10 protein-coding genes and 1 pseudogene are annotated in these 14,408 nt (G+C 41.0%); 9 read left to right on the top strand and 2 right to left on the bottom strand.

What is annotated here, in order from left to right; genetic code table 11:
- The first annotated feature begins 350 nt into the window (after window positions 1–350).
- Together MTBBW1_RS20185 and MTBBW1_RS20180 are read left to right on the top strand one after the other, a co-directional pair.
- Window positions 351–1,214, top strand: a complete 864-nt coding sequence (locus MTBBW1_RS20185; protein WP_080806521.1) for an OmpA/MotB family protein — start codon at window positions 351–353, stop codon at window positions 1,212–1,214.
- Complete coding sequence (locus MTBBW1_RS20180) at window positions 1,207–2,052, top strand: motility protein A (RefSeq protein WP_080806519.1); 846 nt, start codon at window positions 1,207–1,209, stop codon at window positions 2,050–2,052. Before MTBBW1_RS20185 ends, MTBBW1_RS20180 begins: the two co-directional genes overlap by 8 nt.
- A gap of 157 nt (window positions 2,053–2,209) precedes the next feature.
- Here the strand turns inward: MTBBW1_RS20180 and MTBBW1_RS20175 are convergent, their stop codons facing one another.
- Both MTBBW1_RS20175 and MTBBW1_RS20170 read right to left on the bottom strand, forming a co-directional pair.
- Window positions 2,210–3,793: an NAD(P)/FAD-dependent oxidoreductase gene (locus tag MTBBW1_RS20175; RefSeq protein ID WP_080806517.1), complete on the bottom strand. Its 1,584-nt coding sequence runs from the start codon at window positions 3,791–3,793 to the stop codon at window positions 2,210–2,212.
- Window positions 3,794–3,836: 43 nt separating this feature from the next.
- The gene (locus tag MTBBW1_RS20170; protein WP_080806515.1) at window positions 3,837–5,984 is read right to left on the bottom strand and encodes an alpha-amylase family glycosyl hydrolase; all 2,148 of its coding nucleotides are present in this window, start codon (window positions 5,982–5,984) and stop codon (window positions 3,837–3,839) included.
- Between the two features lie 226 nt (window positions 5,985–6,210).
- On the opposite strand from MTBBW1_RS20170, the gene MTBBW1_RS20165 reads away from it, so the two are divergent.
- From MTBBW1_RS20165 to MTBBW1_RS20140, 7 genes and pseudogenes are all read left to right on the top strand, one after another.
- Window positions 6,211–8,673 carry an SGNH/GDSL hydrolase family protein gene (locus MTBBW1_RS20165; protein ID WP_186441556.1) on the top strand — a complete coding sequence of 821 codons (2,463 nt, stop codon included), beginning with the start codon at window positions 6,211–6,213 and terminating at the stop codon, window positions 8,671–8,673.
- Between the two features lie 233 nt (window positions 8,674–8,906).
- Window positions 8,907–10,493, top strand: coding sequence for an OmpA family protein (locus MTBBW1_RS20160; RefSeq protein WP_080806511.1), 1,587 nt, complete (start codon window positions 8,907–8,909; stop codon window positions 10,491–10,493).
- 35 nt (window positions 10,494–10,528) lie between these two features.
- Complete coding sequence (locus MTBBW1_RS20155; RefSeq protein ID WP_080806509.1) at window positions 10,529–11,353, top strand: DNA topoisomerase; 825 nt, start codon at window positions 10,529–10,531, stop codon at window positions 11,351–11,353.
- Between the two features lie 10 nt (window positions 11,354–11,363).
- Window positions 11,364–12,326, top strand: a pseudogene (locus MTBBW1_RS29740) (DNA topoisomerase); the annotation flags it as partial.
- Window positions 12,327–12,449: 123 nt separating this feature from the next.
- Window positions 12,450–12,857 carry a topoisomerase C-terminal repeat-containing protein gene (locus MTBBW1_RS30060; RefSeq protein WP_281255665.1) on the top strand — a complete coding sequence of 136 codons (408 nt, stop codon included), beginning with the start codon at window positions 12,450–12,452 and terminating at the stop codon, window positions 12,855–12,857.
- Window positions 12,854–13,165, top strand: a complete 312-nt coding sequence (locus tag MTBBW1_RS20145; protein ID WP_080806505.1) for a topoisomerase C-terminal repeat-containing protein — start codon at window positions 12,854–12,856, stop codon at window positions 13,163–13,165. The genes MTBBW1_RS30060 and MTBBW1_RS20145 overlap by 4 nt, the downstream gene beginning before the upstream one ends.
- A 70-nt stretch (window positions 13,166–13,235) precedes the next feature.
- A complete protein-coding gene (locus MTBBW1_RS20140; RefSeq protein ID WP_080806502.1) occupies window positions 13,236–14,153 on the top strand; it encodes a DUF3592 domain-containing protein in 918 nt (305 codons plus the stop codon).
- Window positions 14,154–14,408 lie beyond the last annotated feature (255 nt).

The following is a 14,408-nucleotide window of genomic DNA, read 5'->3' as shown; positions in this document are numbered from 1 at the left end:
GGTGTCGACTTTGAGTAATTTAGAAACCACTGACTCCATAGAATCCATCAGAAAGTACCTTTCTCTCAATTTTTTATTAAACACGCCTTGACTAAATCCTCCATTTTATGAAATGTTCTGGAACCTTAGCTCTTTGCTTATAACGTACATGGCGGATGCCCGCCACAATCGAAGAGATGAAAGCCGTTTTAAAAACAGCTATTTATTGAGACTTTCATATAAAACCCCCATGTTTGTTGACGCATCACAGCGAAACATGAAAATCGTTTTATATCAGCAGGTTAAAGAGACTTTCTAATAGATCCAGTTGTATTTCCAGCTTCATCTGTTTGCATTTATGGAGAAAACATATGCTTTTTTTAAAAAAAACAACCCATGAAGCAGATCCAGCTCCCAACTCACCCTGGAATGATCTCCATAATTCAGGGGCAGAAGACCCATTTACCGGAGATATTTTTGCATGCAATGAGGGTGAAAGGCATGAAAGATGGTCTGTCTCATGGGCGGATCTCATGATGACCATGTTTGTTTTCTTTGTTATCCTATATGTCCATCAGGCAAGAATCAAGGAAATGAGTGTAAGCATGGGATCTGCAGGAAGCCAGATATCTGATGGAGACAGCTCCAGGATCATGGCTTCGGAATCATCTGACCTCAAAGATTCCGCCATCAGTGGGAAAAAAGGTTCAGGCAAAAAAAGTCATGTGGTAAAAGACGAATTTGTAGATGAGACCACAGAATTGAGCCTTAACGAACAGCGAACAGTCGGAATATCCATGGCCGGAGATATTTTGTTTGATCCAGGTGATGCAACGTTAAAACCAAGAACCCGCTGGAGGCTTGACCAAATTGCAGCCTTTCTGAAAGATAACAGCTTTATTGTAAATGTTGTGGGGCATACAGATGATACGCAAGACATCTCTGAAAAATTTCCCACAGGTTGGGAGCTTTCAACAGCAAGGGCATCTGCTGTTGTCAGATATCTCATTGAAGAAAAAGGTGTTGATGAGTTCCGTTTTTTTGTAAGTGGCTACTCAAGTTTGCAATCGGTTTATACAAAGGCATCAGAGACCAGCAGCGCAACAAACCGCCGTGTGGAGATAATACTGCTTAAGGAGCTGCCACACATAAAAAATTCCAGTATGATTCCGGAAAGAAATACTACAGAAAAAAAATCTAACACAGTAAAAATAACAGGAGACAGTAATGGATGAGTCCAGCAGAAATCTTTTCTGGATACACGGCAGGCATAATATTATTGGCCTTTTATCCTGTATAATTCTATTTTGCGCAGGATTTCTCATACATGGCAACACTGGTCTCTATGTGAACATTTCAGGGTTTCTCATTGTTGTGGGAGGCACCCTTGGAGCCACCTTTTTAAGCTATCGGGTTGAACGCCTTAAAATACTTGTAAAGGTGCTTAAAACCTGCTACACGCGTGAACCACGAAACCCTGACGAAATTGTTGAAATCCTTGTTGACCTCTCGGTAAAAAGACGCATCAGGGGGATATTGTCATTACAGGATGACGAAGATGAAAGCTCCATTATCTTCCTGCGCCAGGCAATAGGATTGCTTGTTGACGGATATTCCCAGTCACAGATAAGAGAAGCTCTTAATACAGAAATGTATTTTTTTCGCATCAGAAGAGATGAGACCATACGTGTTCTTAAAAGTATGGCAGAGATGGCTCCATCCTTCGGGCTTGTTGGAAGTGTTGTAGGGCTTATTGGAATGCTTTCCGAGGTGGGAGATTCTGCAATTATTCTATCAACTGTACCCATTGCTCTGACATCTACCCTTTACGGCATTGTGCTTGCCAATTTTTTTTGTCTGCCATTTGCCGCCAATATCAGGGAACGAACCTTTAACGAGCTTCTGATACAAAAAATTATCACCGAAGGTGTAATTGCAATTTCAGCCAACTTGCACCCAAGAATACTTGACAGAAAACTTAAATCATTTCTTACCCCCTCTGCCCGCACAGGAGAGCCCATATCAATTGCAAAAATCAAAAAACGATTTGAAATCAAGGAGCAGAAGGAATGAACACCAATAATCAAAAAAATGATTCTGATGCCCCCTGAATAGTTTTCTTTCAAGGTTTGATACACGTCTAATATTTTTATTTCCTGAAAAATCACCCGACAATTATAACTTGAAGAAGCACTTAGGCCAGACATGAGTATTTTAAATTTACGATTTTTTACGAAGAAGTCAAAATAGAAAGAGCAACCCTGATTCCGTCAGCACCGCTTGAGACAATTCCTCCAGAATGACCGCTCCCCTCTCCTGCCATATAGAGATTTTCAAAGCCTGTACAACACCCGCCCTTTTCCCTTACAACCTGAATTGGAGAGGATGTCTTGCTCTCAAGACCCATAATGATACCAGTATCAAAGCCTTTTATTTTACGATTAAAATCACCCAGGCCCATCTGAATTGCATAACTTATATCAGATGGCAGCATCTCCCATAAAGGTGCTGGTTTCAATCCCGGGGAATAACTTGAACTCAACGTTTTTATCCCTTTCCCTGCCTTGCTTGAAATAAACTCCCTGATGGTACAGCATGGTGCCTTATATCCACCTGAAAATGTGTAAAAAGAATTTTCAAGATTTTCCAGCCAATCCAGTGCTTCAAGGGGTTCAACCTCTTTTTTAAGAAGATTATCCAGGCTGAAGCCCGCCACACAAGCTGCATTTGCAAACTCTCCGTTTCTTAGATATCGGCTCATTCCATTTACAATATTGCTGTTGCTGTAAGCTGTTGATGGCACAACAACACCTCCCGGGCACATGCAGAATGTATAGACTGGAAGACGCCCATCTCCCCTTGATGTCAGACGATATTCAGCAGCCTTTACTCCGGCAAGCACCTCTTTTCCCCACTGTGCTCTGTTGATGAATCTCTGAGGATGCTCCACTCGACAGCCAATGGCAAAATTTTTGGTTCGGAAAAGAACCCCTTTGTTCATAAGCATCCTGAATGTTTCAAAGGCAGAGTGTCCTGTTGCCATGATCAGATGATCTGCTTCATAATCACCTGATGATGTAAATGCCCCTTTAACTGAAACTTTGTTTTCGCAACCATTGATATTTTTTACAGGAGCTGTCTCAATATTTTCAAGGCAGGTGTCAAAAAGTATTTTTCCCCCGCTTTCAAGAAATTTTTTCCTTAATCCCTTTACAATAACCTTGAGATTGTCACTTCCAAGGTGGGGATGGGCCATATACATAATCTCTTCCGGTGCTCCTGCCTCCACGTAGCTTGACAGAATAAATTGCTTCTCTGCGGAAATATGCTTGCTCCTTGAGGTGAGCTTGCCGTCGGAAAAGGTACCTGCCCCACCCTCACCAAAGGCATAGTTTGTGGATGGATTGAAAATACCGCTTTGTTCAAATTTTTTTACGGCACAGGCTCTTTCATCAACCTCTGAGCCTCTCTCAATGATTATGGTTTCGCATCCTCCTTTTTGAAGAATATATGCTGCAAAAAAACCGGCAGGACCACTTCCGACAACAATGGCTTTTGCTGGTTTGCGAAGAATAGGAATCTTAAGCGGAATTGCAAGATCAGTTTGTTTTGAAGCAATTTCACTTTTAATTTCAGGAGAGGATATAACGACCCTTATGACCCAATGGATATCGCTCTTTTTTCTTGCATCAAGGCTTTTATGATCAATCCGGAAAGAAAATGTACCAAATCCTGTCTCACGTTGTATTATTTTTCTGATATCTTCGTCACAGTAGTCTGTGGGTAAATTAAAACTCTTTTCAATGTATCCCATGTTTTGTTCTCCAGCTCTTCTGATACTTCCTCAAAATCGACACCTATAACCTCTTGAGCCTTGTCAATACCACACCTGAACGTGCAGGAAGATACATAAAAAGATGATGACGATGTATTTTATCAGTAATTGTATGATGTATGACAGCGGAATCCTGGCGGTTAAAACCACCATACAAGCCATTGTCGGTATCAAGCGCAATAGTGTAGCTTCCCGGTGACGCAGGAATCATGTAATCACTTTTTGAAATATCTGCATGAAAATTAAATACAAATACAAGATCAGCTCTCATGAAAGCAATAATCTTTGCAGACTCATCAATATGAAGAAGGTATGGAAAAGAGCCATCCAGAAGCCTTTCTTTGCATGCAAGCTCTGTCATATCTTTGTCAAATTCTGCAAGCTGGCTGTAACAAAGCATTGGGTCATCCACCAGATGCCACATACGCCTTGCATGATGGTATGACCACCCATTACCTTCACGGGGGAAATCAATCCACTCGGGATGACCAAACTCATTGCCCATAAAGTTAAGGTATCCGCTGCCCGCTGTTGCAAGGGTTATAAGGCGAATCATCTTGTGCAGAGCAATCCCCCTTGAAACAACAATATCAACCATACCTTGGGACATGCTGTTATATATTCTGTGACCGATCATCCTGTGTATAAGGGTCTGATCACCCACCATTGCCTGGTCATGGGACTCTGCATAACTTATACTTTTTTCATCATGACGCCGGTCTGTCAGATGGTGCCAAAGGCTCCCCATTGACCACTCCTCATCAGGGGTATCTTTCACAAGTTTTATCCAGTGATCAGGAACGCCCATTGCATATCTGTAATCAAATCCAAATCCACCATTATCTACAGCAATTCCAATGCCGGGCATTCCTGAGACATCCTCTGCAATTGTCACAGCATCAGGATTAAGCTTGTGAATCATAACATTGGCAAGGGCAAGATATACAAGAGCCTCTTCATCAACACTTTGGTCAAAGTAATCTTCATATCCTGTAAACGATTTATCAAGACCATGGTGTTTAAATATCATGCTTGTAACACCATCAAAGCGAAAACCGTCAAAACGGTACTCATCCATCCAGAAGCGGCAGTTGGAAAGAAGAAAATGGAGCACCTCGGGCTTTCCATAATCAAAGCATCGGGAGTCCCAGGCTCTATGTTCTCCTCTCTCTCCCTTATGAAAATATTGCCACAGGCTACCGTCAAAGCAGGATAAACCTTCCACTTCGTTTTTTACGGCATGGGAGTGGACAAGATCCATAAAGACCATAATACCCATTCCATGGGCATCATCAACAAGTGCTTTTAGCTCTTCAGGTGTGCCAAAACGTGATGAGCAGGCAAAAAAGCTTGAAACCTGATATCCAAAAGAGGCATAGTATGGGTGTTCAGCAACTGCCATGATCTGTATGGCTTTATATCCTGCATCCTTTATGCGTGGAAGAATATTTTGCCTGAATTGCGTAAATGTTCCAATACCAGGTGCCTCCTGGGCCATTCCAATATGACACTCATATATCAGAAGGGGAGTTTTCAGGAGCTTGTTTTCAGTAACCTGCCCATTTACTTTGCCCCACGGCTCCCTATCCACCAACGGAGAATGGGAGTTTGGAAAAGATATTTCAGACTCATTTTTTAATAAAGAGGAGAAATGAGAGGCAGATGGAGAGATATTTTTCCATTCATAGGGTACGGGATTCCACACCTCTGCATTAAAACTCATGGAATCGGATGCAGATACCACGCGCCTTGTCCAGGCAGGTATTCTTTCTCCTGCCCCGCCTGGCCACAGCATCTCAAGGCGATAGTGATCTCCGTGGTTCAACATATTTTCGGGAAGTTCAATCTCCCAGATCCCGTTTTGAGATATTCTGGAGAGTGCAAAACGTTTTTCCCTGTTCCATCCTGAAAAATCACCCTTCAGATATATTTCAGAGGCATTTGGAGCCCACTCTCTAAATATCCAGCGGCCATCCCTGAAGTGCAGGCCAAAATACTCATGACCCGATGCAAAGTCCGGCAAAGAATCAACCCAGTTATTTTTGCCGGTAAGCTTTTTGCCGGTACTGTCAATTTTATCAAGTATATTGAGGATATGAGATTCAAATGGCCTAAGCAGAAAATCATTATCAAGCCGATTTTGTAAAGATCTTTTTACATCAAATTCCATGAGGTCACTAACCTGCTGTTTTTATATGTTTTTTAAGAAAATATATCCATTTTTTAACACTGTTGTCTGTGCTACATGAGAAGATAAAGGATGTCAAATGAAATATTTACACTTCTTGACCGCCATCAGGTTGTTGACTCGTAAAGATTCATGGAGTAAGAATATCTTCATTGCCTCTTCCCATGATTCATTCCTAAAATTTACTTTAAATTCAAGGAGTAACATTATGAAAAGAAAAATCGTACTACGGGCATCTTTTATACTGGCATTTGTGCTTCTGTTTAACCTCCCTTATGCCATCTCCCAGCCCATCACTCTTGTGACCATTGGAGACAGCCTGACTGCCGGAGATGGAGACAGCCAAGGTATAGGTGGTTATCCGGCAAGGGTATTATCAATGCTTGAAAATCTTTATCCCGGGTCAACTCTTGCAAACCTTGCCATATCAGGTGATACCACCCAGGATCTTGTCAACAAGCAGCTTGATGAAGCAGTTTCCAATCTTAACAGCGCTCCTGCCGGAAACCTTAAAATGGTGCTTGTCTGGATAGGCAGCAATGATCTTTTCGGGCTCTATGCAAGTGATGTCTGCTCTGAATATTATAGTGATATTGCAACATGTGAAGAGTATGAGATGGGATACAGTGTGGATAATCTTGAGACAATTCTGAATGCACTTGAAGAGACAGGAGCCACAATTCACATAGCTCTTCTGGATGATCAAACCCTTCGTCCGGTAATTGCGGATGCATCATTACGTTCTGATACATTCCCCGGTATTACCGAAGATGAAGTATCCAGAATGTCAACCCAGCTATCCCATTACAACCAGCAGATTAAAACTCTTGCTGCTACCCATGGAGCAGGTACGGTGGATTTCTTCAACACCACCATTTTCCAGAACAGATCAACACTTGATCATGATGGAAATCACCCCAACAGTGCCGGATATGATGCCATAGCAGCAATATGGTACCAAGCCATTACAGGAGGCAATCCTGATAATGGTGATGACAGTGATAATCCACAGGATGGTGATGACAGCAATGACTCTGGGGATATCACAAATAATGATCCTCCCCGGCCATCAATTTTTTCAGGAACCCATCTGACAAGCCTCTCAACCACTTCTGACCAGCCTTTGACAATTTCCGTATCAATGCATGCAGGGGATATGCTCAATCAGAACGGAGAGTTGTGGGTTGTATATTTTACTCCTGACAGCAGAATCATTTCCCTTGCAGGAGACTTTACCTGGAAAGAGGGTATTTTTTCTGTTTTATCAATGCCACTTATATCCTTCAGCTCCATTCCAGTATTTTCAGACAGACTTACATCCACCGGCACATATTCATTCTATTTTGCTTTTGACAACATTATAAACGGAGTTCCTGATTTTCCCTTGTGGATTGATGGCCTTTCAGTAGAAGTAACAGAGTCGGAAGACCCCTCAGATAATAATCCTGACAGCGGAACTTCAACAGATCGCCTAATGCCCGAAGATTTTGATTATCTTGGGGCATTCCTTTTTCCGGAAGGAGATGAATGGTCATACAGCGGGCATGCACTTGCATGGTATCCACAGGGCAATCCGGAAGCAGGAAATTCTGTTGCTGGCGAATCAGACGATTACGGAGCAACCTATCCAGGTTCTCTTTATACTGCAACCCATGCACATTATGGATATGCAGGTGAGATAACCATACCAGCTCCGGTAAAAGGAGCGAACATCACAGATTTACCTCGGACAAATATACTTAAATCCCCCACAGATATAACAGGGGGCATGAAAGATAACTGCACCTATGATCCCGAGTGCATCTACCGTGAACTTGACGGACTTGCTTACCTGCCTGGTATCAACAAAATTGCATGGAATCTCAGGGACTGGTACAATGCCGCAAGGTTTGACCAGGACTCCCTTGGATGGAGCAACCCCGATATGACCAATGCTGCCGGAGTATGGCACATAGGCCAAAGAAACAGAGATGATGATACTTTCCATAATGCAAAAACCTCCAACTATCTTTTTAACGCTCCGCAATCATTTGCAACCGCATGGCTTGAAGGAAAAAATCTCATTGCCGGAAACGCAAGGGAAGCAGGAGCCTTGGGAGGTTCCCAGGGGCCAACCCTTATTGCAACTGCACCATGGGAAGATGGCAATCCCCCTGCTGCATCTGCAAATCTGGATGCAATTGCCCTTATCTACTATCCTGAGAATTACGATTGCGTGTGGGAAAATCAGGATGTATGCATCTTTCCTGGTTACAGGGCAGCAGACCAGTGGAATGGCGGGGCATGGATAGAATCTTCATCAGGAACAGCAATTCTTATTGCAGGCAGAAAAGGTCTGGGGGAGAGCTGTTACGGAACCCCTGAAGAGTGTGGAAACGACACCTGTGTTACCTCAAAGGGATACCATGCATACCCATACGAACCGGAAATCATTTTTTATGACCCTCAGGATTTAAAAGCTGTCCGCTCAGGTACCAAATCTCCATGGGAAGTTCTGCCATATAAGGTTATGAGCCTTGAAGATATAACCTATAATGGAGTATGTTCTCTTATGGGGGCTGTTGCCTGGGATCAGGAACATGGTTTTCTTTATATTACTGAAAAGGAAATCAATGCCATAGATGATGGCATCTGGGGAGCAACTGTTGTGCATGTATGGAAAATTCTTTAGTACTCCTTTGTTGCCTTATCTTTTTTTGCTGTATTCAATTAACTCAAGAGTCCTAACTTCTCAAATCCACCACCACATATTCTACTTTCAATTCTTTGAAAAATACTATCTGTGGTCTCCATTTAGAGAACTTATGACTGACGAGGAATTAAGAATCAGACTTAAATAATTTTCCCATGGCCTCTGACCATAATCTTTTTCAATGAACAGATCAATTTTTTCAGGAGTTTGCAATGACAAAAAATAATGGCATCACCTTGGTTATTTCCCTTCTTTTTATTGTTTCAGCCTCTTTTAACATCTTTCAATACCTGCAACAGTCATCAAGCGCCCAGATAAAAGATAAAATAACAGAACTTGAGAGCAAATCCTCTGATTTGACTGCCCAAAATGAAAAGCTGAACCAGCAGAACAGCTCATTAAAGGAAAAACTTGAGGCAGCAGAGCAACTCTCCCAAAATTATAAAAAAGAGAGCCTTGCCACTTCAAATGAACTGTTTGAACTCAAACACAGCAAAAACGAGATTGAAACAGAGATGAAGGCACAATATGCCGAGCTTGAGGCAAAACAATCTGAATCAACTCAAACAATTGACTCCCTTAACCTTGCAAAAACAAATCTTGAAAAGAAAAATGATAACCTTATCAAAGCCAGGCAAACCCTTGAAGAGTCAAATAAAAATCTTCAAAATGCCAACAGTGAGCTTGAAGTAAAAATCAAAAACCTTGAGACAGCTAATATTTCGCTTGCACAGAAAAGTACAAAACTTGAAGAGGAAAACAAAAGCCTTGTGGAAGCAAACAAAAACCTCGAGGATGCAAACTCCTTACTTGAAGAGAAAAACAGAAACCTTGCAATAGTAAAAGAGTCCTTTGAAGAGGCTAATAACAATCTTGAGGAGGCAAATGCTTCCCTTGAACAGAAAAACAGAAATCTTAAGATCGTTAAAGACTCCTTTGAAGAGGCGAATGAAAACCTTGAGGCCGCAAATGCTTCCCTTGAGCAGAAAAACAGAAATCTTAAGATCGTTAAAGACTCTTTTGAAGAGGCGAATGAAAACCTTGAGGCCGCAAATGCTTCCCTTGAGCAGAAAAACAGAAATCTTAAGATCGTTAAAGACTCTTTTGAAGAGGCGAATGAAAACCTTGAGGCTGCAAATGCTTCTCTTGAAGCAAAATACAACAAACAACTTATGATAAATGCTGAAGCAGTAGAAAAATTTGGAGGTGAAGCTGAACAGCAGATTGCAGATCTTAAAAATGAAATATCCCAGCTTAAAAAAAAGAGTGCAAATCTTGAAAATCAGGTCAAGCAGCTTGCATTTGAAAAGAGCAATATTGAAAAAAATGCACAAAAAGATTCAACTCGACATTCAGAAAACTTATCCCGACTTCAGGAGCAATACAGAAATCAGGAGGCAGAGCTTAATGTAGTTAAAGAGAATCTTGCAATGACCCTTTTCAATCAGATCAACTTTAATTCCGGCGGTACCAGAATATCCGGCAATGCAATAGATGTTCTCCAGAAGCTTGGAAACTTTTTAAGCCAAAACAGCTCTTTGAAGGTACAGATTGCAGGTCACTCTGACAATGAACCCATATCCCTTGAGTATGTAAACAAATATCCCAGCAACTGGGAACTCTCTGCTGCAAGGGCTGCCACTGTCATAAATTATCTCTACTCCAATTATAATATTCCACCTGAAAGAATGGAACTTAAAGCATACAGCTTTCACAAACCCTTATATGACAACTCAACTGAAGAGGGGCGCAAAAAAAACAGAAGGGTGGAGATTTTTCTGAAACCTGAAAATGAATAGTAACACTTAATGCAGTGGACCTGAAAACACATTTTATGACCGAAATAATTTTAACTGAAAAATTCTCTGTTGCCTCAGATTTTGCCAAAGCTCTTGGAATAAAAGGAAAGGGTGAAGGGTGTTTTAAAAATTCCAATACCGTTATTACATGGGCGGTGGGACATCTTGTGGAGCTTTTTGAACCTGATGACTACGATCCAGCCCTAAAAAAATGGCGCTTGGAAACCCTTCCCCTTATCCCTGAAAAATTCAGATATAAACCTATTAAAAAAAGCATCAAGCAGTTCAATATAATAAAGTCCCTTTTGAATCAGCCTGGAATCACAAGGGTTATTATAGCCACAGATGCCGGAAGAGAAGGTGAAGTGATTGCACGCACCATTTTGCTGGAATCAGGCTTTACAGACAAGGAACGGATATTTCGTTTCTGGACAAGCCAGGCCCTGGTTCCTGATGTGGTAAGAAAGTGTATGAATGAGCTTAAACCCATTACCCAATATGATCGCCTCTGGCGGGCAGGATATTATCGTCAGGTGGCAGACTGGCTTGTGGGAATGAACTGCACACGCATGGTGACCCTGCGTCTGCATGGTGATCTTTTTTCTGTGGGAAGGGTGCAGACAGCCGTTCTTGCTCTTCTTGCTGACAGAAAACATGCACGGGATATATTTGTGCCTGAAACATACTGGCTGTTAAAGGTTCTCTTCTCCAATGAAAAGGGGACATGGACAGGCCAGTGGTTCAAGGGCAAGGAGACCCAACTGAAAAAAAAAGAAGATATGGAAAGCCTCTGCAAACGTCTTCAGGAGAATAGAGAACCAGGTGTTGTCCTCTCCATGAAAAAAGAGAAAAAAAAGTGAGCCTCCGCCCTTTCTCTTCTCTCTTACAGATCTTCAGCAGGAAGCCAATATCCGTTTTGGATTTCCAGCACAAAAAACACTTGCAATTGCCCAGGCCCTTTATCAGGACAAAAAATGTCTCTCCTACCCAAGAACAGATTCACGGGTTCTTGGCACCCAGAATCTTGAAATGGTAAAATCCATAATAGAAAAACTTAAAAATGCTTCCCCTGAAATGTTCCAGGGCTTGGAACCTGCTAAAATCTCACTTTCCAATAGACGCGTTTTCAATGATTCAAAATTGACAGATCACCATGCCCTTATTCCCTTTAAACCACTTCCTTCCAATGCTTCAGGGGATGAAAACAAGCTGTTTGACCTTGTTCTCCGGCGATTTGCAGCTGCCTTTCATCCTGATTGCAGATTTGAAAATACCAATCTTGTAACAGAACTTACCCATGAGACTTTCCAGACCAGGGGGCGCATCATTCTTGTTCCCGGGTGGCGGGAGGTTTATAATGAAATTTCAAGGAATAGAGATTCTGCACAGAAAAAAATTTTAACCCGAGTACAAAAAAAGGGGTCATCAGACCCGGAAGAGTCTCCTGCCATTCCACCCCTTTTCAAGGGAGATCCTGCATTTCCCCAAAAAGTGATACCAGAGGAGAAACAGACAACCCCTTTGCCGGATTACACAGACTCACTTCTTTTAAAGGATATGACAAACCCCGGCAAATATGTGGAAGAGGAAGAGATAAAGCGCCTTTACAGGGGGGATACTGGTATTGGAACCCAGGCCACAAGAGCACAGATAATTGAGACACTTATCACCAGAAACTACATTGAGCGATCCGGCAAAAAACTCATGGTAACTGAAAAGGGGACATTTCTTGTGGAAATGCTTCGCAAATGTCCAGTCTCTTCAGTTCTGACATCTCCTGAAGAGACAGCAAGATGGGAGATGAGCCTCAACACCATTGCCCTTGGGGAAAACGGACAAAGTCCATTTTTTGAAGATTCAAATAAATTTAATGCTGTTAAAAGCCTATCATTTCTTGAAAGTATAAAAAAATTTGTAACTGAGAGCGTAAATGAGCTTAAGCTTGCCCGTTTTGAGATGAAAAACTTTCAGATTGAAACACCTGCTTCAGCCATAACAGGCAAATGTCCTTCCTGTGGTGGTGGAGTTCGTGAAACCCGAAAGACGTTCAGTTGTACAAAAAATGGATGTGACTTTGTTATCTGGAAAAAAATTGCCGGCAAGATAATCTCACCCACAATGGCTGCAAATCTTCTTAAATATAAAAAGACAGGGCCTTTCAAGGGGTTTGTCTCAAAAACAAAAAAAAATTTTCTGCATCCCTTATCCTTCACAAACCTGAAGGAAAATGGGTTGTCTCCTTTGATTTTGATTCAGATAAAAAGAAAAATCAGACTTACGACAAAAACAAAAATGACATATCCAATACAAAGAAAACCAATACAATATCTGAAGCATCTTTATGCCCCATGTGTGGAGGTTTGATCATTGAGGGAAACAAAGGCTATGGATGCTCAAACTGGCGTGTGGAGCAGGGAGATTGCAGGTTTGTAATCTGGAAGGATATAATGGGAAGAAAACTTACACCAGACAATATCTCTACACTTATCGCAGGAAAAATAACACGGTCATATGTTCTCAAACCTGGCAATGGGAAAAAACTGAAAGGCCGTTTGAAAATGATTCAGCTTGAAAACAGAAGATATGCAGTCAAAATTATTCCAGAAGATGAAGCCAATGATTCAGATTCATCTGAAAACCAAATAATGATGATTGAATGTTTCAGGGGATAGGCTTTATCAAAGCAGTAGAGAGAAAAAAGCCTTGGGGTTAGATAATGCAAAAACAGGAGGTGTTGCAACCATGAATAACAATTTGCTCCTGCCACCAAGTGATGAGTTGCCAGAAAAGAAAGCGATTGAATGGCGTGAGTTGGCTACACAACTCTTTGTCTTCTCTTATGCAATCTATCTAACATTTTTCTCTAATCCGGAAATATTTTCACTCATCCGCAAAACCATTGACTACAAAATAGTATTACTTGTTCAAATTTCAATATTGATCATTTTAAAGTTCATTTCAATTTTTTCCCTAAAAAACAAATACAACTATTTCATTTTAAGCCCGATTATAATAATCTTTGTATCAATATTTTTTTCTATTATTATAACAGAAGCTTTCATAACAACCTATCAATGGTACTTCTGCCTGTTTTGTATAATACCCTATTGTTTTATCCTCTGTATTCAATATGATGAAAAAGGAAGAATGAATGATCCAGCACACGGAAAGGTTAAGCCAGTACACGGAAAGAATGAGCCAGCACATAGAAATATTGATACAGTACATAAAAATATTAAAGCATTTGATTTTACTTCGCTTCTGATTGTTTCGATCACAATATTCATAATTCCGAATACAACATTAATTCCAAAAAAGTCATGGCCTTCCACTGAAGCTTCAATCACATCGTCAGACTTTCAAACTCACACTGTCGGAAAAACAGCAAACAGAAAACATATTGCAGTTGAATATCTCTTCACCGTTAATGGAGAAGAATTTTCCGGAAGTGGAAAAATGTTAGACAAAAGCTACTGGTTTAACAAAAAGAAATGGGTTTCAGACCCAAAAGAGAAGAAACTTTTAACGGATTACCAGTCTGGCAACACAGTGAAGATTTATTATCACCCGCTCTTTCCAGGTCAATCAAGCCTTGAAAACGAGACAGGATTTACAGCGTGGTTAAAGAAGATGTGGGTGGTTTTATTTATTATGGATTAATGATCTAAATATGTTAAAAATTGATATTTTATTGTATTATTAGCATTTATTCCATTTGTCTGAATCAGGATACCCAAGATAAGGCAGGATTTTCAGGATATACAATCCGGCATCTTTCATTTCCCAGTTTACACTTTCCTGAACAAAATACCCGTTTTTCGGGGATACTGTTCCGGAAAGCGTAAAGTATTTTCTCTATGATATGAAGGATGCCTACAATCCTGCTTTATCTTGTTAATCTTCTCAAAATCGACC

The organism is Desulfamplus magnetovallimortis, from assembly GCF_900170035.1.
GTDB classification, from domain to species: domain Bacteria; phylum Desulfobacterota; class Desulfobacteria; order Desulfobacterales; family Desulfobacteraceae; genus Desulfamplus; species Desulfamplus magnetovallimortis.
This window is presented reverse-complemented; position numbering and strand designations above follow the sequence as displayed.

Coding starts and splice junctions, on each gene's coding strand:
- MTBBW1_RS20140 (WP_080806502.1), top strand. CDS start 13,236: ATGAATAACAATTTGCTCCTGCCACCAAGTGATGAGTTGCCAGAAAAG.
- MTBBW1_RS20155 (WP_080806509.1), top strand. CDS start 10,529: ATGACCGAAATAATTTTAACTGAAAAATTCTCTGTTGCCTCAGATTTT.
- MTBBW1_RS20175 (WP_080806517.1), bottom strand. CDS start 3,793: ATGGGATACATTGAAAAGAGTTTTAATTTACCCACAGACTACTGTGAC.
- MTBBW1_RS20160 (WP_080806511.1), top strand. CDS start 8,907: ATGACAAAAAATAATGGCATCACCTTGGTTATTTCCCTTCTTTTTATT.
- MTBBW1_RS20180 (WP_080806519.1), top strand. CDS start 1,207: ATGGATGAGTCCAGCAGAAATCTTTTCTGGATACACGGCAGGCATAAT.
- MTBBW1_RS30060 (WP_281255665.1), top strand. CDS start 12,450: ATGAAAAACTTTCAGATTGAAACACCTGCTTCAGCCATAACAGGCAAA.
- MTBBW1_RS20165 (WP_186441556.1), top strand. CDS start 6,211: ATGAAAAGAAAAATCGTACTACGGGCATCTTTTATACTGGCATTTGTG.
- MTBBW1_RS20170 (WP_080806515.1), bottom strand. CDS start 5,984: ATGGAATTTGATGTAAAAAGATCTTTACAAAATCGGCTTGATAATGAT.
- MTBBW1_RS20185 (WP_080806521.1), top strand. CDS start 351: ATGCTTTTTTTAAAAAAAACAACCCATGAAGCAGATCCAGCTCCCAAC.